The following is a 24425-nucleotide window of genomic DNA, read 5'->3' as shown; positions in this document are numbered from 1 at the left end:
ACCATAGCTCAGGTCACCCGCGTGACAAGCGCTGGCGGCCCTTTTGACCACAATCGCGGCCCATGGGAACCCTCTACCTCGTGCGCCACGGCCAGGCCTCGTTCGGCGCGGACGACTACGACCAGCTGAGCGCGCGCGGCCGCGAGCAGGCGGTGCGCCTGGGCACTTATTGGCGCGAGCGCGGCCTGCGCTTCGACGCCGTGCTCAGCGGCACGCTGCGCCGCCACGCGCAGACGTTCGAGGGCATCGCCGAAGGCCTGCAGGCCGCGCCCGAGCCGCTGTGCCTGCCCGGCCTGAACGAATACGACAGCCATGCCCTGATCCACGCCATCCACCCCGCGCCGCTACCCCGGCCCGATACGCCCGAGCTGTATCGCCAGCACTTCCGCCTGCTGTGCGACGCGCTGGCGCAGTGGATGGCCGGCACCATCAGCCCCGCCGGCATGCCGAGCTGGGTGGAATTCTCCGGCGGCGTGCGCGACGCGCTGGAGCACGTGCGCCAGCGCCATGCGGGGCAGAACGTGCTGCTGGTCTCCAGCGGCGGCCCCATCTCCACCGCCGTGGGCCTGGTGCTCTCCACCCCGCCCGAGGCCACCATCGCGCTGAACATGCGCATCCGCAACAGCGCGGTGACGGAGTTCTCCATCTCGCCCAAGCGCCTGATGCTGCAGACCTTCAACACCCTGCCGCACCTGGACACGGACGAGCACCGGGGCTGGGCGACGCACGCCTGACGCTCTCATTAGGAGAGCTGCATGCGCTTGACTGGTAAGCGCTGGAGGCAAATTTCTCTTAGATTTTCGCCACCGTCCCGGGCGGCAGCGCATGCAGCTCGCCCAACAGCCGCGCCAGTGCCTCGCCCGCCGCCTGCACCACCGCGCGGCCCTTGTCGGCCGTGGCCGCAGCCGCGTTGCCCACGGCGCCCGCCGGGTGGTAGTCCTCCATGGCCCAGCCCATCTTGGCGCTCTTGCCGTTGCCCAGGATGGCGTGCGCCTCGGCGCGGTCCTGCGAGGTGGAGCGCCAGTCGCGTGCGCGCTCCATGTGCACCGTGTGCGGCGCGAGGTGCAGCATCATCGACGTCTCGATCTCCCCGCCGTGGATGCCGAAGCGGTGCTCCGCGGCGCTGAACAGGCCCTGCACGGCCTCGGGCAGAGGCAGGCTGAACCAGCTCGCGCTGTACACCAGCAGCCCGTGGCGCTGGCGCAGCTCGCGCGCCACGATGTCCATGGCCGCCACGTTGCCGCCGTGGCCGTTGAACAGCAGCAGCTTCTTCACCCCCGCGCGCGCCACGCAGGCGCCCAGCTCGCACCACAGCGCGATCAGCGTGGCGGGCGAGAGCGTGAGCGTGCCGGGATAAGAGAGATGCTCTGTCGACAGCCCCACGGTCATAGGCGGCAGGAACAGCGCCGGCAGATCGACCGGCAGCAGCGGCAGCGCCGCGTCGATCACGCCCTGCAGCAGCGTGGCGTCCACGTGCAGCGGCAGGTGCGGGCCGTGCTGCTCCACGGCGGCCACGGGCAGCACCGCCACCGTCCGCGCCGCGAGGCCCGAAGCCATGGCCTCGGAAAAATCGTGCGTGGACAGGTCGGACCAGAAGCGGGAGGGATGGGGCATGCGCGGATGGTAGCGGCAGGCGCCACCGTCCTTCCACGGCACGCGCTCGAAATCAGCCGCAGCTTCCCGCCGCTGTCTCCAGCGCCTCCTTGCGCGACTGCTCCATGCTCTGCCGAAACTCGGCGATGCCAGGCTCATTCGTGCATTCCCGCGCCAGGGTCTGCGCTATGCGCCCAAACAGATCGGCGGCGGCGCGGCTGGCCTGGCAAATCCCCATGCCGCTGGCGCTCGCCCCAATGCGCTCGATTTCCGGCCCGAAGCGGGCCATCAATCCTGCATCCGTACACGACACGGCAGCGGAACCGCCCCTGGCCTGATCCTGCCGCGCAGCGCCCGCCCCGGCCTCCCATGGGCGCGGGGCGTTGGCCGCCGGGGCGCTGGCCTGCGCAGATGCCGCGCGCTGCTGCAGCGCGGCGACCTGCTGCTCGGCAAATGCCCTGGCGGCGCGCTCGTCCTCCTGCATGGCCGCGTCCAGGCCGTCCAGGGCGATGGGTGCCTTGTCCAGGCCATCGGCCAGGCTTTGCCGCGTGACCGCGGCGGGCAGCGCCGTGGCCGCCGCCACGCGCGCGTCGATCCAGCCCGTCCGGTCCTGGGGGCCGGGCGGGCGGACGGAATCGTCCTTCGGCGCCCACTCCACCACGGCCTCGCGGTCACCCGTCTGCGCATCCAGCGCCACCAGGCGCGCCGCCTGGCCGCCCTGCACGTCCACCGTGTACAGCGCCAGCGGCGCGACGACGACCAGGCTTTCCACCATCGTCCTGCGCTGGTAGTCGCGGTAAACGGGTTCGGTCACCGTGGCAGGGGTGCGCGCCAGGGCCGAACGCAGCTCGCTGACCCGGCTTTCCGCAGCGGCCGTGCCAAAGGCCACGCCCCCCGCCCCCAGCAGGGCCAGCGCCGCCATGCCGCCGGACGTAGCGCTGCGCGACATCTGCCGGATCTGCGCCTCGGCATCGCGCTGGGCCTGCTGCGCCTGCCGCAGATCGCTTTCGGCCGACGCCAGTTGCGCGCGCAGTTGCGCCACCTCGGGGTTGGGCCGGGAATCGTGCCGCTCCACGTAGCGGCCCGGCTGCGCCCCGTAGCCCGTGGGCGCCGCGTGGTGCACGACCGGCGCGGCGCGCTCCAGCACCAGCACGTCGAAGCCCTGCCCCCGCGCCCGCTCCGCCCATTGCGCCACGCTGGCGCCGGGCGCAGCCTCCAGCACCTGGGCATCCAGCGTGCCTTTCAGCACCTGCAGTCTGGACGAGCCGCTGCCCTGCCACGCCGCCACGGCCCAGCGGGGCCGCAGCCCGTGGCCAGGCAGCCATGCATCCAGCGCCGCAGCCATCTCCATCCGCTGGCGCAGGCGCAGCGGCCCGCCGCCATGCTCGCGCACGTAGGCAGCCTGCCATGCGCGCGCCAGCAGGTCGCGCTGCCCGCCGTCGGCCACCTGCGGCCCCAAGGCCTTCAGCAACCGCCCAGCCCGCTCCAGCGGCGCGGACTCCACCTGCTGGCGCAGCGCGCCGAACTGCTCCACCAGCAGCCGCTGGCGCTCACCCGCGTCCGTGGCCAAGGGGTAGGCATCGAAGAACGGCACCGCCGCCGCATGGTCATAGGCCGCGAACTGTGCGGGCCGCGCGGCCTGCAACGCGACCTCGGCCGCCTGCTTCGCCTGCCGCAGTGCCCCCAGACCCGGCGGCTGGTACGGCGGCTGGCCCAGCACGGGGTGCGCCTCCACCTCGCGCACGCGTTCCGATGCCGTCTTCAAGGCGTCCGAGATTGCTGGCCACCGCGCGGCATCGGCCGCCCGGGCAGGCACAGCATTCAGATCGGCCAGCAGGGCCTCGTCCGCCGAAGCCGACGCCGCATGCAGGTGCTGCGCGATGCGCAGCACCGATGCGCGCGCCTCCTCGGACTGGTCGTAGTCGGCCTGGCCCGACAGGTACATCTGCTGCGCCTCCTCCCATTTGCCCTCCTTCACCAGCGCGGCCAGCGCCGCGTCCTGCCCGCCCAGCAAGCGCCCCAACGCGCCAAACGCGCGCTGCACCGCCGTGCCTATCTCCTGCACCGCGGCCTCCAGGCCCGGCCCTTGCGATGGGGATGGCGGCTGCGCCTGTGCATCCGAGAACTCCGAGAACTGCGCCCCCGCAAGCGAGTGGCCGAGCACGATGCCCGCCCCCGCCACGGCCTTGGTCCAGCAAGCCCGGCGCGGGCTGCCACTTGTGTGCTGCATGGTGAAAATTTCCCAACGGAAGATTGAAGTGTTATTGGCCTCTAGCCCTTGCGTTTCAAGCGCAAGCAGCTATCTTTTTGATACTTCATGCGAGCGCATGCAGCCCGGGCCCCGGCGGCCCCGCCATGCCAGCAGGGACAGCGCCACTGCCAACACCACCAGCCCCCATTGCGACAGCGTGGGAATGGCCGCTACCCCGCCCGGCCCCGCCGCCGCCAGCACCGACACCCCGCCGGGATCGACGATGCGGCCGTTGGGCGTGGCCACGCCGTCGTCATCGCCCGCGCCGCCGTCCACCAGCGTCAGCACCGCCGTATTCGCACCCAGCACGGCGCCCGCGAACGGCACCCAGGCGCCGCCCTGGCGCTTCCAGTACTGCGCGCCCTGGGGCAGCGCGCCGGGGTAGGTGACGGTGACCGTGACGGGCGTCGTGTCGCAGGCATGCAGCACGAAGTCCACCACCCCGTGCGGGAAGCTGCGGGTCGCGGGCGCGCCGGCGCCAGCGGCGGATATCAGTTGCACGCTCTCGAACGCGCAGGTGGCGCCGCCGCCCGCAACGGCTACCGACACGGTGCCCGAACCCGTGGGCGACAAGGCCGAGAATGCCTTGGCATCCACCAGCGGCGTGGCCGGGTTGGTGGGCGCGGGCGACGCGGTGCTGCCCGCGCCGTTCTCGGCCTGCACGGTGAAGGTGTAGGTCACCCCGTCCTGCAGCCCCGTCACCGTGCAACTGGTGGCGGGCGGCGCGGCCGTGCAGCCCTGGCCGCTGGGCTGGCCGTTCACCAGCGCCGTCACGGTGTATTGGGTGATGCCGCCGCCGTCGTTGGCGGGCGGCGTCCAGCTCACCGTGACCGCGCCGCTGGCGGTGGGCGTGGCCTGCACGTTGGTGGGGGCACCGGGGGCGGTGGGGACGATCTGCACAGTTTGCGTGGCCTGCGGCGCAGTGCCCCAGTTCGCATCGCCCGCCTGGTTCGCGGCCAACGTACAAGTGCCCGCGCTGACCATGGTCACTGTCGCGCCAGCCACCGAGCAGACGCCGGGGGTCAAGCTGCTGTATGTGACCGCCGCGCTGGACAGGCCCGTGGCTGCCGGGCCGATGACGAACGTGCCGCTCGCCACAAAGGTTTGGCCCGCCTGCGCCGGAAAAGTGATGGCGTTCACCCCCTGGCCGATGGTGACGGTTTGCGTGACCGGCGCGGCGGCCGCCCAGGCATCGCTGCCCGCCTGAGTTGCCTCGATCACGCAGGCACCTGCGCCGGCCATGGTGACAGTAGTGCCCGACACCGTGCAAACCGCAGCATCCTGGCTGCCGTAGCTCACCGCCAGGGGCGACGTGGTGCTGGCCTGGGGGTCGATGGCGAAGGTGCCGCCCTGCGTGTAGGCCCGGCTTGCCGCGGTCTGTGCCAGGAAGGTGATGGCCTGCACGCCTTGCAGCCACACGGCGGTGCTGACGTTGGACACCGCGCCAGCCCCTACGCCGTTGACCGCCTGCACGGTAAAGCTGTGCTGCGTGGCATTGGCAAGGCCCGAAATGGCGCAAGGCGATGCCGTGCAAGGCAACCCCGTGCCCGCCGGCGAGACGGTGAAGCCGGTGATAGCGCTGCCGTTGTCGGCGGGGGCCGTCCAGTTCACCGTGACCTCTCCGCTGCCCGCAGCGCCGGGCGTGGCGGTCACGCCCGTGGGGGCATCGGGCACATTGGGTGTGGTGAAGTCCACCTGCACCACATCCGTCGCATTGCCCGCTACGTCGCGCGCGATGAAATACAGCGCGTAGGCCGTGCCCGCTGTTAGGCCGCTGGCGCTGATGGCGGCTTGCACGCCTGCCGTCAGTTCCACCTGTTGCTCCACACCCAGATTCAGCAGCGTGGCGGCATCGGGGGCGGTGTCGGCGGCGGCGCGCACCTGCCACAAGCCGATGCCGTCTTCGTTCACCGTCACACTGGCGTTGGCCGTGGTGCCATTGGTGCCGGGCGTCACCGTGGGGCCTGCGGTGATTGCAGGTGCCGTGATATCCAAGGAATCCAAGGCAGCGAAAGGCTGACCCTTTCGCACAAGGCGGATCCGATAGGGATCAGCAGAACCCCAGGCTGTCATCCCACCATTATTAAAATCGATCGCCCAAGCAGATTGAATCCAATAATTAGTGGATGACCAAAACACATCGGGAGGAGTATTTGGAAAAGCCGCCAAATCGATGGCTGGAGCATGGGCTTCTATTTTTACCAATGACTCCAGCTCATTGACATTAGGCAGACGCCAATCAGAAAATCCCTTGTAATGACTGGCATTGGCACCCTGAGTAACGGCAAGTGCTTCCCCCCAATTGTGAGGACTGGCAGTGCCAATACAAGTGCTGCCGCTTTGCCCCCAAGCACATTGGTCCCAGACAAGGCCGGTAGCCAAATCAGTGACGGTGCCATCTCCGTTATCTATAAAAGGGGCTGCCCACGAGAAATTTGAGCAAACCGCAGCAAAAATCAGTAAAAAATAAGTGCGAATAGACATAACCATATCACATAAATCCCATCACCTGCCATTGACAAAGCCCCACAATCAATCAAGCCCACTTCTCACAAAACGAGAGTGGTCCTGAAGATTTTTTGGACGCCAGCCCGCACCGCCACTATAAAATTCCACAGTCCACACCTCAGATGTATCAGGAGCATATTCATCAGCCGTATAGTATCTATTGCCGGTTCCCGTACCTGTATTGGGAAAGTAATCTCCATCAATAGCAGGATTCAGAACCCCGCGATATACAATAGATAGCAATTCGCGTCGTGTAGGAAGGCGCCACCCGGAATTTCGACCACACCGCTCATGAATACTCGCCGCATTCACAGCGTCAGTCCAATTACTAGTTAAATTTCTCTCGGAAGACCATAGCAAGCCGGTGACATTGTCATAAACACATTTGTGACTCCCTAGCGTGGTCGTGACGGTGCCACTGGCATCCAAGGCGGTGAAATCAAAGGCAGCCACGCCATCACCAGCTTTGGACAAGACGCCTCGGGCCTGTGCGGCATCGCGGCCGTAGCGTCCGTCCTGACCGGGGTAATTGGCATCATTGCACGCAACGTGGCACGGGACACCAGTGTCGTTGAGCGGGGCCGTGGCCTGGGCTGCGGCCCAGGCGGGGAGCAGGGCTGCCACGGCGGCGGCCATGGTCACGCGGTGCAGCCAAGCTGCGGGGCGGTCCTGGGAGAGGCTTGTCAGAAAATGGTTCATGAAAAATTACTCATGGAATTAATGGAAGACCGGGAGGCAGGTTCACCAACGGCAAGTACGCCATGGCTTTCTGCCCCTTATTGATTCGCCAATAATTAGCGACCCTCGCACACAAGGTAGCCGCCGTTATCCTTGCTGACAGGGCACCATGTCGCCATGTTGACGAGGTATGCATCCGACCGTATTGCCCTCGCCTTTTTCAGCCCTTCCTGCGCATCAGGGCGGAAGTCATAGACTTTCACGCTCCGGTAGGAGCCGGCCCTGAAAAATATCTGGCCGCCCGTGATACCCGCGCCATTGGCTCTTTTAATTTCATCCTGGGCCTCTTTCACCGACTTGTCCGCGCCGAAAACCACGGCCCAGGCGTTCGCTCCAGACGCTTCGACCGTTTTGATCGGGAGCGCCACGTCATTGACCACGGCATCCGCGACCTCCTTCGGCATGGGCACCCCTGAATATCTGTCGATGACGTCGACAGACCACTGCCGCACGCCCTTGGAGCCCTTGCTCTGGTCAGGGTCGGGTTCCTTTGCAAGGATATTGGCGGCCAGTTCCACGAACTTGATTTCGCCCTCTCGCTGCTTGTTCAGCCGGGAGACTTCGTATCCCAGATAGGCGATGGCAGGCGATATCAAAATGGCCGCGACGATTTTCCCGGCGATTTCCAGCTTGCCCCATCCGTCTGTTTTTTTCATCTCCTGCATCACGGCACCTCCGACAGGTCGATCTCGCGATGGAGCAGATCCGTGCCGCGAATGGCCTGGATGGTGCGCAGCACGCCCAGGGCGTCTTCGTCGAACGAGCCGTGCGTGGTGTCGATTTCGCATTGCTTCATCGAATGGCTGTTCGCCTTGACCGGGTGGCCGTTTGCATCCGTCCGTTTGAAGGTCTTCTGGTTGGTCAACCAGGGGTAGCAGAGCAGACCGCCCGTACGGCGCAGGTATTGCACGGATCGGTCGAAGTCGCCCAGCACTTGCTGCGTGCGTTCGTCGGAGCTCCAACTGTGGAACAGCGCGGAGCGGTCCCACGCGCCGTGCATGCCCAGCAGGGGGGTGCGCTCGACTTCCTCGAAGGAGCGGGCCACGAGGTACAGCAGGGATTTACGGTAGACCTTGGCCACGCTGTCGCTTTGCTCCAGCGTGTCGTGCAGCATGCTCAGATGCAGGGGGAAGTTGCCGCTGCCTTCCTTGTATCTGCCGGCGTGGGTAAGCCAGGTTTCGTTGGCGAACTCTACGGTGCAGGCGGGCGCGTAGAGGTGGGCGCCGTGTACGTCCACCCTGCGTTCGCGCAGCAATGCGGGCATGCGCCCGAGCAGGATGCTCCCCGCCGAATGGCCGATCAGGTGCACTTGCAAGCCGGGCACCTGGGCGCGCAGGGTCTTGATGCTTTCGGCCAGATCGGTCAGGCCGCCGGATCGGCTGGCGGCGAGGGCCGCGGAATGCTTCATGTCGCTCCAGAACGCCCTGCCTGGGTACCGGAGGGCGGTTTCGAGGACGGGGTCGGTGGCGTTATCGGCCAGCTTGTTGAGCGCATCGGTGAACCCGTTGCCAGCGCGCTCCATCTCGGCGCGAGGCTTGCCCCACACGAGGTTGGACATCAAGTGGCCCAGGGTTTCACAAAAACCGGTTTTCCAGACGAGGAAGATGGGGTAGCAGCCATTGGCCAGGAACGCGTCGAGCATGTGGGTCGCGCGCTTGAGGCCGTCTTCTTTGCTATTGAGGCCGCCGTGGGCATAGATCACCAGGCGGGCGGGTTCGTCCGGGTGCTCTTTTCGCCACTTCTCGAACCATTGGCGGGGGCGCTGCTCGGCCAGTTCCCCCAGCCCGCGGCCGGACAGGCTGTCGGCGCTGCCCTGCGGTGTGGCAATGCCCCTGTCGAGCACCAGGCAGTGATCCAGCCCGGCCCCGGCCTGGTGGCCGGCCATCGGCATGCCCGCACCCGCTGCGCTGCCGCCCACGTTGTTGACGACGCCGGGTACGCCGGTGGCGGCCACCCAGGCGTCCATGCCGTTGTCCAGCCAGTCCTCGTAGCGCAGCACCGCAAAGCCGTGCAGTCCCCAGCATCGGCCCCAGGAGTTCTGCACGATGAAGCCATCTTCGTTATAGCCCACCAGCGCGAAGGCGTGAGCGCCATGGCGCGGCGTGCGGTGGCGCCGGTAATCCAGGACGGGCAGGTTCTTGTGGCACCACGCGGCGGTCACGGGGCTGGCGTGCAGTTGCTTGTCCCACCCCGCGTGCACATAGGCAGAGGCGAAAATGGCCCCTACGTCGCGGATGGCGGCCTGCATGTCCACCAGATTGCCTTTGTCGATGCGGTAGTACACGCCCAGGCTGATGCCCGCGGCGCGCTGCGCCCACTGGGGGTGCGAGGGCACGGGATCATCGTGGTACTTCCAGTCGCTCTCCATGCACACGCCATGCTTGTGCCAGCCCTTGAGCGCCCCCCGGCAGTTGGAGCCTTCTTCGTCATGGCCTTCGAATTCGTCGTACCGGCGCGCGAACTCGTACAGCATGCGGGGACTGACGGAGGCCAGTTGCCTGCGTTCGGCCTGCGTCCCGCAGGCGCGAAAGCGCAGGTAGTTGATGACGCCCGCCAGCCCGAAGCCGGTGCAGGAGCCTTCCCGGCCCTGGTCGCGCACGAGTTCGACGTAGTCGGGAAAGAACTTGGCGATATCCTGGTCGGGCGGGAATTGCGAGGGCAGGCTGACGACGGAGGGGCGATAGGGCAGGTCGCGCAGGTCGACGGGGTCGCTGCGCACGGGCAGCATGAAGCCGCCCAGGGTGGCAGGGCCTTCCAGGCCCCGGCGGGCGTAGGACGCGGTGCCTTGCGCCCGAGCCTGGCTCTCGCTCATCGCGGGGGCGATATGCTGGTTCCACAGCCGCAGGGCGCTGCTGAAGCGGTCCAGCCCGTGCGTGCCACCGTTGACGAGCTTGCGGGCGGCCTTCCAGCCGGCCTCGCCGTCTTGCCCGAGCGCCGCCAGAATCGCAGCCTCGCTCTGCTGCAAGTAGGCGACGAGCAGCACGGCAGCCACTTCGGGCTGGTTGGCCAGGTAGGGCAAGTAGTCGAGCGGCAGGTTGATGCACTTACCCAGTTCGGTGTAATTGTTCCTGCCGGTGAGTTGCACGAAGCCCCGGCCCTTGTAGCGGTCGCCGTCGCCCGCCTGGGTGTTGCCCAGGCTGCGGCGTTTGTCGTACAGCGCAAAAGGCGGGCCGCCCGGCGGTGTGTTGAAGCGCGACACGCCTTCGGAGATGGGAACAAAACCCTCCGTTTCGGCGCGGATGGTCGCCAGCGCCATGCTGCACATGGCGCGGCCCTTGGCACTGCCGGGACCGTAGCCCGCCACGTCGAGGGCGGCGAACACGTAGGGGGCGTATATCTGCAGGTTCCTGGGCTGGGTGTACGGGAACATCTTGACCAGCCGCTCGGGCGGCAGGCATGCCAGCCAGGTACAGCCTTCTTGCCGCGTCAGCACGCCGCTGTCCTTGTCGCGCCGCTCCAGCAGGTTCCAGGTGAAGGGGCCAGCCACTCCGTCGGCCACCATGCCTCGCCCGGTGTGGAACTGGCTCAGCCGGGTGAAGACCTCTTGCAACGGAGCAGCGGCCGGCAGCCCCAAAAGCGAGCGCAATCGTGCCAGGTCTTGTTTCGCGCCGAGGGGCTGTATGTCATCGCTCCTGATGCCGTCCGTGTCATTTCTCGGATCGGGAACCTGCAAGACCAGTACCGTCATGGTGCATCTCCTGGAAAAACACCTGGGCGCGAAACCGCCGCCGCCTTGCAGCCGCCGCGGTCGGCGGGTTTTGCCACCGATGCCATGCAAAGGGCCGCCAGCACGATGAGCGCGGCCGCGATATGGAACGCCGCCACCATCCATGGCTTCATCGCGCGGATGTGCAGTTGCCGGCCCAGCGGCCCGCTGGCGGCCGCGGCGGAGTTGACGGCATCTCCATACCGCTGCAGTTCCTGCTGCGAATAGAAGACCCCGGTCAGATTGGCTGCCGCAAACACGGCGTAGCTCACTCCTATCAGCACGTAGGCGTTGTCGACCCACTGGGCCTTCTCGCTGCCCACGGCTACGCCCACGACCGCCAGCGATACCACCTGGAAATAGGTCCAGAGCTTGTGCAGGCTGTCGCTCTGCTTCTGGTAGATGTCGAAAGCATCCTTCAAGCCGATGTCGTGCATAGGCCCTCCAAATCGCTCCATCGACGGACACATCGGCCACTTTTCGCGGCAGGCCCATCAGCGCCCCATTGCTGGAAATGCATTGCCTTGGCAACGGACGCGTTTCTCATGGATTTCCCTCACCATTGGTTGCATCTACTGACGTTTGTGCAACTATCGCCAAGACACGCGCCGAGCGCCATACCGCAAATGAGGTAGGCGCGGCGCCATGAAAACGCCAACGGGAGAGGGGAGGCTCCTTGTCGATCGAATCGATCACCGACCAGTTGTACGACGGCGTGCTGATGCCCCAGGACTGGGGGCAGGCACTGCGCGCGGTCAGCCAGGCGGTGGATGCGCATGCGTTTCACCAGATCACCGTGTGCCGCGACGACATGCGCGTGGGCACCGTGGCGGCATGGCTGTCCGACGAGGCGCTGCTGCCCGCCAAGCAGCGGGAGTACGAAACGCATTTCGCCGCGCTGGACGTGCGCATGCCCGGGATGCTGGACCTGCGCGAGGGCGGGCTGCTGCTGGACCACGAACGGTTCGATGGCGGCACGTTCCTGCGCGCGCCCATCTATGCGGAGTTTCTGGCCAGCGTGGACCTGCGGCATACCGCCGCCGTGGGCATGCGCAGCGGCGAAGACGCGCATGAGGTGATGGGCATCATGCGCCACGCCGATCAGCGGCCCTATGGCGAGCGGGAGCACGCGCTGCTGCGGCACTGGGCACCGCACCTGGTGCGCGCGAACCGGATGCGCCACGCATCCCGCCGGCTGGCTGCCGAGGCGGCGCTGGGCATGGCCGCGCTGGATGCGCTGGCCCACTGCGTGGCGGTGCTGGGGCCGCAGTGCCACGTGCGCTACCTGAACGCGGCGGCCGAGGCGGCGCTGGCGCTGCCCCTGGGCCTGGCGGTGGCGCATGGCCGGCTGCGCTGCGCCGCACCGGCCGCGCAGGAGCAACTGGCGCGCCTGGTGGCGGCGGCCTGCGGCGCGGGCGGCCTGCCGCGCATGGCGGGCACGCTGCGCCTGCAGGCGGACGGCGGCGGGCCGGTGCTGCAGGTGCTGCCGCTGCAGGCCACGCACCCGCTGGCGGCGGCCTGGCGGGCCGTGCCCCTGGCGCTGGTGACGTGGCGCGGCGGCGATGCCAGCGTCGCGCGGCTGCAGGTCGCCCTGGGCCTGACCCTCACCGAGGCCCGCCTGGCGCTGTACCTGGTGGAGGGCGGCACGGTCAAGGGCTTCGGCGCGCAGCGGGGAACCAGCTGGCACACGGTGCGCACGCATTTGCGCAACCTGCTGCGCAAGACGGGCTGCAGCGGCCAGGCCGAGCTGGTGCAGCGGGTGCTGGCGCTGGGATGAGCTCCATGCGGCACGACGCACCATCCATTGCCGCGCTGCTGTACGAAGGCGCCTTGCATCCCGATGGCTGGTATCAGGGCCTGGACGCGATCCGCCGCGCCACCGAGGGCGGGCTGTTCTATCACTTCACGGTGGATACGCGCAGCATGGCAGTGGTGCAAAGCTGCCAGAACGAGGCGCTGCCGCCCGATGCGGTGCTCGAATACGAGCGGCACCATGCGCAGCACGATGAGCGCCTGCCCCTGGTCATGGGCTTAGCCGTGGGCGAGCCCATGTTCGACAACGAGCGGTTCACGCCCAGGGAGCTTTCGCGCAGCTTCATCTACAACGAGTGGCTGCCCTCCATCGGCTACCGCAACACATTCAGCGTGCCGCTGTTCGACACGGGCGAAACGCGCGACTTCCTGACCATCGTGCGTCCCGTGGATCACAAGGCCTGGGGCAGAAAAGACCGCCAGTTGATCGAACGGATCATGCCGGACTTGCTGCGGGCCACGCGGCTGCGCCACCGCATGGCAGCCACGGCCGGCCAGGCCGCCCTGGGCATCGCGGGGCTGGACGCCCTGCCCCAGGCCGTGGCGGTGGTGGATGCCACCTGCAAACTGCACTACCTGAACGCTCCAGCCCGCCGCACCCTGGAGGACGCGGGCCACGGCCTGGCGGTGCGCCATGGCCGGCTGGAGGCCGTGCATCCACCCGCGCAGCAGGCCCTGGCGGCCCGGGTGGCGGCGGCCTGCGCGCCGCTGCCCGGCGCGGGCAGCGTGAGCGTGCCGCAAACGGGCCCCGCGCTGTGGATGAACGTGCTGCCCTTGCAGGCCACGCATGCGCTGGCCGCGTGGCACCGGGGCGAGCCGATGGCCCTGCTGGCGTGGCTGCCGCCCGATCCGGGGATGGCGTGCGCGCAGTTGGCGCAGCGGCTGGGCCTGTCGCAGACCGAGGCGCACCTGGCGCTGGCGCTGAGCCGGGGGCTGTCGGTGAAGGACTTCGCGCTGGCCCAGGGGTGCAACTGGCACACGGCGCGCACGCATTTGCGCAACCTGCTGCGCAAGACGGGCTGCCACCGGCAGTTGGACGTGGTGCAGTTGGTGCGGACCCTCCAGGCCTGAGCGCGGCACGCGCCGGGCCCCGGCGTACCATCGCTCTCCATGACCCACGACCTCTTCCGCCAAGACAGCTACCTGCGCGAATGCAGCGCCCGCGTCACCGCGCTCACGCCCGACGGCGGCGTGGTGCTGGACCGCACCGTGTTCTACCCCCTGGGCGGAGGCCAGGCCGGCGACGCCGGCGTGCTGGTGCGCGCGGACGGCAGCCTGCTGCCCATCGCCGACACGCGCAAGGGCAAGGATGCCGACGGCCAGCCCACGGCCGGCATCGTGCACCTGGCCGCGCCCGGGCAGGCCCCGGGCCTGGCTGTGGGCGACGCGGTGACGGCGCGCATCGACTGGGAGCGGCGCCATCGGCTCATGCGCTTTCACACCACCACGCACCTGCTGTGCCACATCGTCGCGCAGCCGGTGAACGGCTGTTCGATCACGCCGGACTACGCGCGCATGGACTTCCACATGGACGGCGCGCTGGACAAGGACCAGCTCACCGCCGCCATCGCCCGCCTGGTGGCCGAGGACCACGCCGTGGCCATCGGCGAGATCACCGACGCCGAGCTGGACGCCAGCCCCCAGTTCGTCAAGAGCATGAGCGTGCAGCCCCCGCGCGGCACGGGCGTGGTGCGCACGGTGCGCGTGGGCAGCGCCGGCACGCAGATCGACCTGCAGCCCTGCGGCGGCACGCACGTGGCGCGCACGGGCGAGATCGGCGCGGTGGTGGTCGCCAAGATCGAGAAGAAGGGCGCCATGGCACGGCGCGTGGTGTTGGGCATGGCCTGACGGCCGGTGGGCCACCCCGTTTTTCATAGCGGCCTGCGCTTTCCAGTCAAGCGCTGCAGGCCTATTTCACTTCAAACCCGGCCGCCCGAACGGAGTCGGCGGCGACCACGCCAACCCAGCAGCAGCGCCAGCAGTGCCAACGCCCACGGCGACAGCGCGGGGATGCTGGCTGCGCCGCCGGCCGCCATCGCGCCCACGCCGCCGGGGTCCACGATGCGGCCGTTGGGTGTGGGCACGCCGTCATCGTCGCCAGGGCCGCCGTCGTACAGCGTGAGCATGGCCGTGGTGGAGCCAGGGCTGGCCTGGGCGCCGCTGAACGGGGCCCAGGCGCCGCCATGCAGCTTCCAGTAGCGCACGCCCTGCGGCAGCGCGCTGGGGTAGGCGACGGTCACCGTGACGGCCGTCGCGTCGCAGCCGTGCAGCACGAAGTCCAGCAAGCCGTGCGGCAGTTCCAGGCCCTGCGGCAGCGGCGTGCTGGCGCTGGCAGCGGGCAGCAGCTGCACGCGCTCGAACGCGCAGGCGCCGCCGCCGGCCACGCTCACCGACACGGAGCCCGTGCCCGTAGGGGACTCGGCCGCGAACGCCTTGGCATCGGCCAGCGGCGTGACGGGGTTGGACGGGGCCGATCCGGTGCCGCCCGCGTCGTTGATGGCCCGCACCGTGAAGGTGTAGGTGCGCCCGTTCTCCAGTCCGTGCACGGTGCATTGGGTGAGCGGCGGCGCAACGGCGCAGGTTCTGGCGGGGTCCTGCACGGCCTGCACCGCATAGCCGGTGATACCGCCGCCATTGGCAGCGGGCTCCGTCCAGTGCACGGATGCCTGGGCATTACCCGGCACTGCCGCCACACCCGTGGGGGCGCCGGGTGCTATGGCTTGGACCGGGAAGCTCTGCTGCACCGGCGCGGCACCGGCCCAGGCCGGGTTGCCGGGCTGGGTGGCCTCAATGGTGCAGGTACCCGATGCCCGCAGCGTGACCGTGCTGCCCGACACCGTGCATACGGCGGGCGTGACGGAGGCGAACGCCACGGGCAGCAGCGAAGTGGCGCTGGCAGACAGCACAGGCGCAGTGCCGAAGGTCTGGCTGCCGGGGTTGGGGAAGGTGATGGCCTGCGCCCCCTGGGTTGTGACAGGGCTGCTGGGGCCGGAAGGCGTACCCGGGCCGGAATCGTTGCTGGCCGCGACGATGAAGGTATAGGCCACGCCATTGGTCAGGCCTGCGACGAGGCAACTGGTGTCGGCCGGCCCGGCCGTACAAGAGCCGCCAGGCGACCCCGTGACGGTATAGCCCGTGATGGCGCTGCCGCCGCTGATGGAGGGAGCCGACCAGGACACGGTGGCCTGGCCGCCGCCCGGCACGGGCGTGGCAACCACGTTCGCGGGCGCGCCTGGAGCGGCGCCGCCGGTGAAGTGCACGTCCGCTGCCACATGCGCATTCGTTTGCATGCGCCATGCCGCAGGGCCCAGGGCGATGGTCGCATCGCCCCCGCCAGAAGACTCGACCTGGATCGGCGTTCCACCCGTGCCTGCCAGGGTCAGCGAACCAGAGACTGTGGTGTCGGCTCCCGGCGGGAAGACGAAGCTGCGCCCCGCCGCACTGGTCAGCACGAGGTGATGGAAGGCGTTGGCGCCGGTCAGCACGGCCGGCGCGGACGAGCAGCCATCCGAGAAAGCGATCGTGCCGGCTCCCGCGCCAAAGCTGCCCGCATTGCTCCAGCTACCACCCACCTCCAGAGTCCCGGTGGTCACGGCCACCGAAGCGCCCACGGCGATGGCCACGTCACCCGCCTCTTCCACACTGCCACCGAGCAGGGCCAGCGCACCGTGCACGTCGAGCGCGCCGCAATGCAGGGCGACCGCGCCCGGCGACGCGATCTCGACCGTGGCGCCCGGCGCCACCTCCACAGCGGCCTGCGCCGCGCCCACGGCCAGCAGCGCTACAGCAGCCAGGGCCTTCATTGACCAGCCGCGCCCAGCGCGCGCTCGATGGCGGCCAGCCGCTCGCGCAGCGCCTGGTTCTCGGCGCGCAGCGCGGCGATCTCGTCGCCCTGGCGCAGCGTCCGCGCGTCCAGCGCCTGCACGCCGGCAAGCGCCACGCCGTCGGCATCTACCGTGCCGATGCTCTTGTCGTCCTGGCCCAGACCGAATGCCGCGCGGAAGTCCTGCGAGGTGGGTCCCAGATGGCGCACCTCGTCCGGTTCGGCGCGATAGCTCCACTCCTGGATGGGCACTGAGCGCAAGCGGGCCAGCACCGCCTCGCCATCCACCGGTGCGAACAGGTGCTTGCGATTCACATCCGATACGTTCTGCCACACCCCACCAGTGGTGAGCATGGCCCCGGTAGAGGTGGAGATCACCGCGCTCGCCTGCCCCCAGTTGCTTACCGAGGCGCCCGACTGGATGGTCACACCGGTGGACAGATTAGACGAGGTGAAGATGCGAAAGCCTCCACTGACGCGCCAGTTGGCGGAGTGGTTCACGCCTGCCCGTACCTCGTCCATGCTGGAGCGGTCGCTAAACACGAAACTGCCCTGCCGGGCATTGGTATGCGCGTGGTAGCCCAGCGCAACGGAGGCTGCACCGCTGGCGGTATTCGTGTCCCCGGCGGCGAACGAGGCGCCACCTGCCGCGACGGAGCCGTTGCCGAATGCCACTGCATGGGCGCCCAGGGCCCGCGTATCCAGCCCGGCGGCGAACGAGTAGTCGCCCAAGTTCGCGCTGTCCCACTGCGTGCCAGTGACCTGCCCTACTCGAAAGGCCGCTTTTTCGGGAACCCAGACCAGGCGAGTGCCCGCCCCCTCCACCGGCGCCACAGGAGTGAATACGGTGTTGTCATAAGCCCCGCCCACGTACAGGGCGCCCGTGCCATGCACACTGGCCCGCGCCGTGCCGCCGCCATCGCGCACGGTAAACAGCGGGTCGGGTGACTGGGCATGGACCCAGGCAGCAGCCGCGCACAGAGCGGTGGACATGATCGTCGAGCGGGTGAGGGCAGCAGGCATGGCAAGCGTCCGTGAACGGAGGGCGTCAAAAAAGCAAGAGGGTGATTTAAACCGAACTCACAATTATTCACAATCCATCACACTCCCTAGCCTCCCCTACCATTGGCCAGTTCCCGAAGTCGATAAGCCTTGCAGGAACCAAACCATCGCCCTGCTGCTCCCACCCCAGCCATGCCCCACCGCCTGCCGCAGCGCCTGCTGCACGCTTTATTTTTCATAGCAGCCAGCGCTTTATCCACAGGCGCTGCAGCCCAATTTCACCTCAAAACCTCGGCCGCCGCAGGCAGCAGCACGGTGGTCACGCCGCACGTGCAGGCCGAGCTGGTCGCGCAGGCGCCCGATGGCGTGGGGCCGGGCAAGCCGCTGTGGCTGGGCCTGTCGATCACGCACCAGCCCGACTGGCACACCTACTGGAAGAACCCTGGCGACTCCGGCCTGCCCACGCAGCTCGAATGGACGCTGCCGCCCGGCATGGATGCGGGCGAGGTGGCCTGGCCCGTGCCGCGCAAGATTCCCATCGGCAACCTGGCCAACTACGGCTACGAGGGCACGGTGCTGCTGCCCGTGCCGGTCACCGTGTCGCCCGCCTTCCAGGCCGGGCCGCTGGCCAAGGAGGTGACGGTGCAGCTGCAGGCCTCGTGGCTGGTGTGCCGCAAGGAATGCATTCCGGAGGAAGGCACGTTCACGCTGCAGTTGCCCATCCAGGGCACGACGGCGCTGCACGCGGCGGCGTTCGCGGCGGCCGCGCAGGCCCATCCCCGGCCGCTGGCCGCGCCGGCCACGGATGAGGGCAGCAGCGCGCACGTGGAGGGCAACGCCCTCGCGGTGAAGGTGGCAGGCCTGCCGCCCGCGCTGCACGGGCAGACGCTGGAGGTGTTCGCCGAGACCACGGGCGTCGTGGAGACCGCCGCCGACGTGGCGCAGCAGTGGCAGGGCGATACCTGGGTGGCGCGCCTGCCGCTGTCGCCCCAGCGCAGCGCCAGCCCCGACCCGATGCCGGTGGTGCTGGCCCACGGCGGCCAGGGCTGGCGGGTGGCACTGCCGGTGGCCAGCGGCTGGCCGCAGGTGGCGGCTCCGGCCACCGTCTCGCCCGCGCTGGAGGCGGCGCTGCGCGCGAATGCTGCCGCTGGCGCGCCAGCCCCCGCCCCGGTGCCTGCGGGCCTGTGGCTGGCGGCGCTGGGTGGCGCGCTGCTGGGCGGGCTGCTGCTCAACCTGATGCCCTGCGTGTTCCCGGTGCTGGCGATCAAGGTGGTGGGTTTCGCGCGCCACGCGCAGGACCGCCGCGCGCACCGCATCGGCGGGCTGGCCTATACGGTGGGCGTGGTGCTGTCGTTCCTGCTGCTGGGCGCGGGCATGCTCGCGCTGCGCGCGGCGGGCGAGGCCGTGGGCTGGGGCTTCCAGCTGCAGTCGCCCGCCGTGGTGGCGGGCCTGGCCGCGCTGTTCACGCTGATCGGGCTCAACCTGGGCGGCGTGTTCGAGTTCGGGCGCATGCTGCCATCGTCGCTCGCCAGCCTGCAGGCGCGCCACCCGGTGGCCGACGCCTTCCTGACCGGCGTGCTGGCCGTGGCCGTGGCCTCGCCCTGCACGGCGCCGTTCATGGGCGCCTCGCTCGGGCTCACGGCCATGCTGCCGGGGGCGCAGGCGCTTTCCATCTTCGCGGCGCTGGGTCTGGGGCTGGCGCTGCCGTACCTGCTGGCGAGCTGGCTGCCCGGCTTCGCGCGCGCCCTGCCCCGCCCCGGCGCATGGATGGAGACACTGCGCCGCGCCATGGCCTTTCCCATGTTCGCCACCGTGGTCTGGCTGGTGTGGGTGCTGGGCCAGCAAAGCGGCATCGACGGCGCGGCGGTGCTGCTGGCGCTGCTGGTGGTGCTGTCCATGGCGGTCTGGGCGCTCACGCTGCGCGGGCGCGGGCGGGCCGTGCTTGCTCCGCTTTCGATAGCTGCTTGCGCTTGGCTGGTCTGGACCTGGGGCCCAAAGATCACTGAAATCCAGGCGGAACAAGCGCAGCCAGCTATCGCATCAGGAGCATGGCAGCCCTGGCAGCCGGACCTGCCCGGTCAGCTGCTGGCCCAGGGCCAGCCGGTCTTCGTTGACTACACCGCCGCGTGGTGCGTGACCTGCCAGTACAACAAGCAGACCACGCTGGCCGACACCGACGTGCTGCGCGACTTCGCCGCGAAGAACGTGGCGCTGCTGCGCGCCGACTGGACTCGGCGCGACCCGGCCATCACCGCCGCGCTGGCGCAGCTCGGCCGCAGCGGCGTGCCGGTGTACGTGCTGCACGCCCCGGGCCGGGCGCCCGTGGTGTTCAGCGAAATCCTCGGCGCGCGCGAGCTGCGCGCGGCCATCGCCAACCTCTGACTGGAGAAACGCCATGCCAACGCTTTGCCGCCGCAGCCTGATCGCCACCGCCGCCCTGCTGGCCTTCGCCGCCGGCGCATCGGCCCAGACCGCCGCCGTGGGCCAGCCCGCGCCCGCCTTCACGCTGCAGGACATGGCGGGCAAGACGGTGCGCCTGTCGGATTTCAAGGGCAAGTACGTGGTGCTGGAGTGGACCAACCCCGGCTGCCCCTTCGTGCGCAAGCACTACGACAGCGGCAACATGCCCGCCACGCAGAAGGCCGCGCGCGAGCAGGGCTGGGTGTGGCTCGCCATCAACTCCACCGAGAAGGCCAGCGGCGACTACCTGGCGCCGCCCCAGCTCGCCGCCTGGCTGGCCGAGCGCAAGGCCCAGCCCACGGCCGTGCTGATGGACGAGGACGGCGCCACGGGCCATGCCTACGGCGCGCGTACCACGCCGCACATGTACATCGTCAACCCGCAAGGTGTGCTGGTGTATGCGGGCGGCATCGACAGCATCCCCTCGGCCCGCGTGGCCGACATCGAGAAGGCCACCAACTACGTGAAGGCGGCGCTGGCCGACGTGGCGGGGGGCAAGCCCATCGCGGCGGCCACCACCCAAGCGTATGGCTGCACGATCAAGTACAAGCCGTCCTAAAAACGGTACTTCATGCTCACGGTGACGCTGCGCGAGTCGCCGTAGCGGCCGGACCCGCCCACGGCGGCGTAATACGTCTTGTCGAACAGGTTGTTGACGTTGAGCTGGAAGTCCAGCCTGGGCGTGGCCTGGTAGATCCCGAAGAGATGGACCAGGGCATGACCGCTCTGCTCCACGTCCGCCCCGGTCGGGCTGCCGTTGCGGCCCGTGGCGTAGATCCGGCTCTGCCAGCTCAGGTGCCCGCCCAGCGTGACCCGGTGCAGGGCGCCCGGCAGCCGATGGGCGCTGGTCAGGCGCAGCAGGCTCGACGGCTCGGTGGTCTGCACGCGCACGCCCATGCGGTCCTTGAAGATGCGCCGCGTGAACCCGGCCGACAGTTCCCATCCGCGCAGGGGCTCGCCCGAAACCTCCAGCTCGTAGCCGCGCGTCGTGGCGCCGTCCACCGTCTTGTAGCGGTACTCGCCCTCGATGATCTCGTCCAGTTCGGCCAGGTTGTCCTGTCTCACCTTGAAGATGGCGGCGGAGACGTTCAGCCGCCCGCCATACAGCTCGCCCTTCAGGCCCGCCTCGACGTTCGTGCCGACGAGGGGCTTCAGCAGCGCGTTGTGCCGGTCCCGCAGCGTTTGCGTCTGGAAGATGTCGGTGTAGCTGGCATAGGCGGAGACGTTGCGCGAGACGTCGTAGACGATGCCCGCGTAGGGCGTCAGCTCGTTGCGGTACGAGGCGGTGGTGACCGTGCCGCGCCAGTCCTGCGCATAGTCGGCATGCGTGAGGCGGGCCCCGGCGATCAGCTTGAGCGGCTCGGCCAGGTGCCAGCGGGTGGCGGCATAGAGGGCCTCTTCCTTGCGCTGCTCGCGGTTGAAGTGGCTGTAGGCCGTGCCGTACTCCGGCGCGGGGTAGCTCTGGCGGTCGTTGTAGCTCGCCAATGCGCTGGAGCGCAGCAGCGTGTGGTAGCTCGCCACATAGGGCTGGCTGCTGCGCGCATAGCCCAGGATCAGCTCATGGGTGCGGCCCAGCAGGGAGAACGGGCCGCTGGCGTGCACGTTCACGGCCCGCTGGCGGCCTCGCGTGTCGTAGCTGTTGAACCAGGGCGACACGCCTTCGCCCGTGGCGCGGTCCGGATAGCCGTCGAGCCCCATCACGCGCACGCTGCCGCGCGTATCCCGGTGCGCGAGGTGCAGCTTGGCCTGCCATCCGTTCCCGAACCGCTGCTCCAGCGTGGCGAAACCCACCACGCGCCGCACATCGGCGTAGGTCCACGGCGGGCTGGAACTGGTGGAGCGGGGAAACCGCGCGGGGCTGCCGTCCGAATAGAACAGCGGCACGGTGGAGCCGAACGTGGTGCCGCCGGCATGCCGGTTCTGGTAGTCGATGCCGGCGGTCAGCAGCATGCCGGGGGCCAGGTCCGCCTCCAGCACGCCGTACAGCCCGGAGATGTCCTTGCTGTAGCTTTCCAGGTAGGACTTGCGGTCGAGGTACGAGGCCACCATGCGCCCCCGGATGCGGCCGTCGGCCGCCAGCGGGCCCGAGAGGTCCAGCTCCGTGCGGTACGCATCCCAGCTGCCGGCGCTCAGCTGGACATGCCCCTGGAGTTCGGCCGTGGGTTTCTTGCGCACCAGGTTGATGGCGGCCGAAGGCTGCCCCGTGCCGGACAGCAGGCCCGTCGCTCCGCGGACGATTTCCACGCGGTCGTAGATGGCGGTGTCGGAGACGAAGTCCGTGTCGTACCGGTTGTCCTCCACGAGGGGAATGCCGTCGTACTGGATCTTGCTGATGTCGAAGCCGCGGGCGCGGAAGACCACGCGGTCGGTCTCGCTGGCGCTGGTGGTGATGCCCGTGGTGCGCTCCAGCACCTGGGCCACGTTGCCGAGCCCCTGGTCGTCCATCTGCTGGCGCGTCACCACCGTCACCGACTGCGGCGTTTCGCGCATGGACAGGTTCAGGCCCGTGGCGGTGCCCATGCTGCGCGTGGTGTAGCTGCCCGTGCCTTCGGTCGTGTCGCCGCGTTCGGCCTGGGCGGTCACCCGCACGGCATCCAGCGTGGCAGGCGCGGCGGAATGCACTTCGGGAACGGCCCGCAGCTGGTACACGCCGGGGCCGCGCACCACGGCCTCCAGGCCGGTGCCGGCCAGCAGCCGCGCCAGTCCTTCGCGCACGCCGAAGCGCCCCTGCAGCCCCGGGCTGCTGCGGCCCCGTACCAGGGGCTGGGGCATGTCCAGGCTGATGCCCGCCTGGGTGGCGTAGCGCGCCAGCGCATCATCCAGCGCGCCGGGGGCGATGCGGTATTCCTGCGCGGCCTGGGCCGGCTGGGGCGCGCCCTCGGCGGGCTGGGCCGGCGCGCCCGTGGCGGCGCAGGCCAGGGCCAGCAAGGCAGCGCGGGCCGCTGGGCGGATGAGGGAATGGCAGCGGGCCATGGGAATTCTCCTGAAGAGGGTTGAGCGACATTTCTTCAGGTTTCACACGCCAGCCGCGGAAAAGGGACACGGCGGCGCGAGGAAATTTCAGGGGCCGGGCGCGGTCACCACCACCCAGTAGCGCGTGCGGTAGGCCACGGCCACGGGCAGCAGCTGCGGCAGGCTTTCGATCACCGCCGTGGTGTCGCGCAGCTGGAACACGCCGGAGATGCGCAGGCCGGCCACGGCCGGGTCGCAGCGCAGCACGCCCGGGCGGTAGCGGTCGAGCTCGGCGGTGAATTCCGCCAGGCGCATGTCGCGCACGTGGAGCACGCCGCGCGTCCAGCTGTCGGCCTGGGGCTCCACGGGCTGCGGCGGCCCCGCCCGCTCGCGCGCCATGCGCGCCTGCTGGCCTGCGCGCAGCACCAGCGCGGCGGCCCCGGAGGCGGCGGGCTGCGCCTGCACCGCGCCCTCGAACACTGCCACGCGCGTGTGGCCGTCCTGCTGGCGCACGGTGAAGCGCGTGCCCAGGGCCTGCAGCACGCCCTGGGCGGTGGCCACGCGCAGGGGCGCGGCGGCGCCTGCGTGTCGGGGGCGGTTTGTATGTGAATCGCCCCCGAGCGCAGGCGAATCAAGCGCTGGGCGCTATCGAATTCGATGTCCACGGCGCTGGCCGTGTCCAGTTGCAGGCGGCTGCCGTCGGCCAGCGCCAGCGTCCGGCCCTCGCCCGTGGCGGTGCGGTGGCCGGCCGCAGGCGCGTGGCGCCAGGCCAGCCAGCCGGCGGGCGCGGCCACCAGCAGCAGCGCCAGCGCCCGCACGGCGGCGCGGCGCCGCTCGCGCCCCAGCACGGGCAGAGCCACGGCCGGCGGCAGTTGCGCGAAGGCCTGGCCCACGCGCTGGGCGCGCTCCCAGGCGAGCGCGTGGCTGGGGTGCGCCTCGCGCCAGCGCGTCCAGCGCTGGCGGTCGGCCTCGGTGGCCCCGCCCGACTGCAGCAGGAAGAACCATTCGGCCGCCTGCAGCGCGACGGCTTCGTCCACCACGCCGCTCATGGCAGGTGCACGATGCAGCAGGCCATGGCCTGGACCATGTAGCGCTTGACGGTGCGCTCGCTGCGGCCCAGGCGCGCGGCGATCGCGGCGTGGCCCAGCCCTTCGAGCTGGGCCAGCAGGAAGGCGGTGCGCACGGGCGCGGGCAGGCCGTCGAGCGCGGCGTCGATCTGCTGCAGTGCCTCCAGCAGCAACGCGCGCTGCTCGGGCGAGGGGGCGAGCGACTCGGGCAGCCGGGCCAGCGTTTCCAGATAGGCCTGCTCCAGCGCGCGGCGGCGGTGCAGGTTGACCAGCAGGCGCTTGGCGACCAGCGCGAGATAGGCGCGGGGCTCGTCGAACTGCCAGCCGCGCTGCTTCTCGGGCGTGGTGTCGGGGGCGGCCAGCAGGCGCACGAAGGTGTCCTGCGCGAGGTCGGCCGCATCCCAGCCATTGCCGATCCTGCGGCGCAGCCAGCCCAGCAGCCAGCCGTGGTGGGCGGTGTACAGGTGGGCAATCGCGCGGTCGTGAACGCTCTGGACGGCAGGCATGGGCGGA

Annotated in this window: 18 protein-coding genes and 2 pseudogenes; 6 read left to right on the top strand and 14 right to left on the bottom strand. The window is 69.5% G+C overall.

Going from position 1 to position 24425, the window contains the following annotated elements:
• Positions 1 to 62: 62 nt before the first annotated feature.
• On the top strand, positions 63 to 734 hold the full coding sequence (locus tag AAG689_RS24675; RefSeq protein WP_020229912.1) for a histidine phosphatase family protein: 672 nt from the start codon (positions 63 to 65) through the stop codon (positions 732 to 734).
• Positions 735 to 792: 58 nt separating this feature from the next.
• Here the strand turns inward: AAG689_RS24675 and AAG689_RS24670 are convergent, their stop codons facing one another.
• The 8 genes and pseudogenes from AAG689_RS24670 to AAG689_RS24635 all read right to left on the bottom strand — a co-directional run bounded on the left by AAG689_RS24670 (position 793) and on the right by AAG689_RS24635 (position 11233).
• A complete protein-coding gene (locus AAG689_RS24670; RefSeq protein WP_406624201.1) occupies positions 793 to 1614 on the bottom strand; it encodes a creatininase family protein in 822 nt (273 codons plus the stop codon).
• Between the two features lie 52 nt (positions 1615 to 1666).
• Positions 1667 to 3823, bottom strand: coding sequence for a hypothetical protein (locus tag AAG689_RS24665; protein ID WP_406624200.1), 2157 nt, complete (start codon positions 3821 to 3823; stop codon positions 1667 to 1669).
• Between the two features lie 69 nt (positions 3824 to 3892).
• A complete protein-coding gene (locus AAG689_RS24660) occupies positions 3893 to 5800 on the bottom strand; it encodes an IPTL-CTERM sorting domain-containing protein (RefSeq protein WP_406626402.1) in 1908 nt (635 codons plus the stop codon).
• Between the two features lie 81 nt (positions 5801 to 5881).
• Positions 5882 to 6328 (bottom strand): annotated as a pseudogene (locus AAG689_RS24655) (DUF1566 domain-containing protein); the annotation flags it as partial.
• A 48-nt stretch (positions 6329 to 6376) separates the two neighbouring features.
• Entirely contained in the window at positions 6377 to 7051 is a 675-nt protein-coding gene (locus tag AAG689_RS24650; RefSeq protein WP_406624199.1) for a DUF1566 domain-containing protein, read from the bottom strand.
• A gap of 95 nt (positions 7052 to 7146) precedes the next feature.
• Entirely contained in the window at positions 7147 to 7755 is a 609-nt protein-coding gene (locus AAG689_RS24645) for a hypothetical protein (protein ID WP_406624198.1), read from the bottom strand.
• Positions 7755 to 10778, bottom strand: coding sequence for a C1 family peptidase (locus AAG689_RS24640; RefSeq protein ID WP_406624197.1), 3024 nt, complete (start codon positions 10776 to 10778; stop codon positions 7755 to 7757). The genes AAG689_RS24645 and AAG689_RS24640 overlap by 1 nt, the downstream gene beginning before the upstream one ends.
• On the bottom strand, positions 10775 to 11233 hold the full coding sequence (locus AAG689_RS24635) for a hypothetical protein (RefSeq protein ID WP_406624196.1): 459 nt from the start codon (positions 11231 to 11233) through the stop codon (positions 10775 to 10777). The genes AAG689_RS24640 and AAG689_RS24635 overlap by 4 nt, the downstream gene beginning before the upstream one ends.
• Positions 11234 to 11472: 239 nt before the next feature.
• Between AAG689_RS24635 and AAG689_RS24630 the strand changes: the two genes are divergently transcribed.
• From AAG689_RS24630 to AAG689_RS24620, 3 genes are read left to right on the top strand one after another with little or no spacing between them, the layout of a single operon-like run.
• Positions 11473 to 12573 (top strand): helix-turn-helix transcriptional regulator, encoded by a 1101-nt coding sequence (locus tag AAG689_RS24630; RefSeq protein ID WP_406624195.1) that lies wholly within the window; start codon positions 11473 to 11475, stop codon positions 12571 to 12573.
• A gap of 5 nt (positions 12574 to 12578) precedes the next feature.
• A complete protein-coding gene (locus AAG689_RS24625) occupies positions 12579 to 13679 on the top strand; it encodes a helix-turn-helix transcriptional regulator (RefSeq protein WP_406624194.1) in 1101 nt (366 codons plus the stop codon).
• Between the two features lie 39 nt (positions 13680 to 13718).
• Entirely contained in the window at positions 13719 to 14456 is a 738-nt protein-coding gene (locus AAG689_RS24620; protein ID WP_406624193.1) for an alanyl-tRNA editing protein, read from the top strand.
• Positions 14457 to 14527: 71 nt separating this feature from the next.
• On the opposite strand, the gene AAG689_RS24615 is transcribed toward AAG689_RS24620, so the two are convergent.
• Complete coding sequence (locus AAG689_RS24615) at positions 14528 to 16411, bottom strand: IPTL-CTERM sorting domain-containing protein (RefSeq protein ID WP_406624192.1); 1884 nt, start codon at positions 16409 to 16411, stop codon at positions 14528 to 14530.
• Entirely contained in the window at positions 16408 to 17424 is a 1017-nt protein-coding gene (locus AAG689_RS24610) for a tail fiber domain-containing protein (protein ID WP_406624191.1), read from the bottom strand. The genes AAG689_RS24615 and AAG689_RS24610 overlap by 4 nt, the downstream gene beginning before the upstream one ends.
• A gap of 201 nt (positions 17425 to 17625) precedes the next feature.
• On the opposite strand from AAG689_RS24610, the gene AAG689_RS24605 reads away from it, so the two are divergent.
• Positions 17626 to 19815, top strand: coding sequence for a protein-disulfide reductase DsbD family protein (locus AAG689_RS24605; protein ID WP_406624190.1), 2190 nt, complete (start codon positions 17626 to 17628; stop codon positions 19813 to 19815).
• A gap of 13 nt (positions 19816 to 19828) precedes the next feature.
• Positions 19829 to 20452 carry a thioredoxin family protein gene (locus AAG689_RS24600; RefSeq protein ID WP_406624189.1) on the top strand — a complete coding sequence of 208 codons (624 nt, stop codon included), beginning with the start codon at positions 19829 to 19831 and terminating at the stop codon, positions 20450 to 20452.
• Here AAG689_RS24600 and AAG689_RS24595 read toward each other — a convergent pair.
• The 4 genes and pseudogenes from AAG689_RS24595 to AAG689_RS24580 form a co-directional block, all read right to left on the bottom strand.
• A complete protein-coding gene (locus tag AAG689_RS24595) occupies positions 20449 to 22866 on the bottom strand; it encodes a TonB-dependent siderophore receptor (RefSeq protein ID WP_406624188.1) in 2418 nt (805 codons plus the stop codon). The genes AAG689_RS24600 and AAG689_RS24595 overlap by 4 nt on opposite strands.
• Before the next feature lie 87 nt (positions 22867 to 22953).
• Positions 22954 to 23406, bottom strand: coding sequence for a FecR domain-containing protein (locus AAG689_RS24590; protein ID WP_406624187.1), 453 nt, complete (start codon positions 23404 to 23406; stop codon positions 22954 to 22956).
• A gap of 89 nt (positions 23407 to 23495) precedes the next feature.
• Positions 23496 to 23894 (bottom strand): annotated as a pseudogene (locus AAG689_RS24585) (DUF4880 domain-containing protein); the annotation flags it as partial.
• The gene (locus AAG689_RS24580) at positions 23891 to 24418 is read right to left on the bottom strand and encodes a sigma-70 family RNA polymerase sigma factor (RefSeq protein WP_406624186.1); all 528 of its coding nucleotides are present in this window, start codon (positions 24416 to 24418) and stop codon (positions 23891 to 23893) included. The pseudogene AAG689_RS24585 and the gene AAG689_RS24580, both read right to left, overlap by 4 nt.
• Positions 24419 to 24425 lie beyond the last annotated feature (7 nt).

The organism is Acidovorax sp. SDU_ACID1 (assembly GCF_045291395.1).
In the GTDB taxonomy this organism is placed as follows: Bacteria; Pseudomonadota; Gammaproteobacteria; order Burkholderiales; family Burkholderiaceae_C; genus MR-S7.
This window is presented reverse-complemented; position numbering and strand designations above follow the sequence as displayed.

Bases quoted from the DNA above. Each gene is read 5' to 3' on its own strand.
- AAG689_RS24595 (WP_406624188.1), bottom strand. From the start codon at position 22,866: ATGGCCCGCTGCCATTCCCTCATCCGCCCAGCGGCCCGCGCTGCCTTG.
- AAG689_RS24625 (WP_406624194.1), top strand. From the start codon at position 12,579: ATGCGGCACGACGCACCATCCATTGCCGCGCTGCTGTACGAAGGCGCC.
- AAG689_RS24635 (WP_406624196.1), bottom strand. From the start codon at position 11,233: ATGCACGACATCGGCTTGAAGGATGCTTTCGACATCTACCAGAAGCAG.
- AAG689_RS24675 (WP_020229912.1), top strand. From the start codon at position 63: ATGGGAACCCTCTACCTCGTGCGCCACGGCCAGGCCTCGTTCGGCGCG.
- AAG689_RS24640 (WP_406624197.1), bottom strand. From the start codon at position 10,778: ATGACGGTACTGGTCTTGCAGGTTCCCGATCCGAGAAATGACACGGAC.
- AAG689_RS24645 (WP_406624198.1), bottom strand. From the start codon at position 7,755: ATGCAGGAGATGAAAAAAACAGACGGATGGGGCAAGCTGGAAATCGCC.
- AAG689_RS24670 (WP_406624201.1), bottom strand. From the start codon at position 1,614: ATGCCCCATCCCTCCCGCTTCTGGTCCGACCTGTCCACGCACGATTTT.
- AAG689_RS24615 (WP_406624192.1), bottom strand. From the start codon at position 16,411: ATGAAGGCCCTGGCTGCTGTAGCGCTGCTGGCCGTGGGCGCGGCGCAG.
- AAG689_RS24600 (WP_406624189.1), top strand. From the start codon at position 19,829: ATGCCAACGCTTTGCCGCCGCAGCCTGATCGCCACCGCCGCCCTGCTG.
- AAG689_RS24580 (WP_406624186.1), bottom strand. From the start codon at position 24,418: ATGCCTGCCGTCCAGAGCGTTCACGACCGCGCGATTGCCCACCTGTAC.
- AAG689_RS24650 (WP_406624199.1), bottom strand. From the start codon at position 7,051: ATGAACCATTTTCTGACAAGCCTCTCCCAGGACCGCCCCGCAGCTTGG.
- AAG689_RS24665 (WP_406624200.1), bottom strand. From the start codon at position 3,823: ATGCAGCACACAAGTGGCAGCCCGCGCCGGGCTTGCTGGACCAAGGCC.
- AAG689_RS24605 (WP_406624190.1), top strand. From the start codon at position 17,626: ATGCCCCACCGCCTGCCGCAGCGCCTGCTGCACGCTTTATTTTTCATA.
- AAG689_RS24620 (WP_406624193.1), top strand. From the start codon at position 13,719: ATGACCCACGACCTCTTCCGCCAAGACAGCTACCTGCGCGAATGCAGC.
- AAG689_RS24610 (WP_406624191.1), bottom strand. From the start codon at position 17,424: ATGTCCACCGCTCTGTGCGCGGCTGCTGCCTGGGTCCATGCCCAGTCA.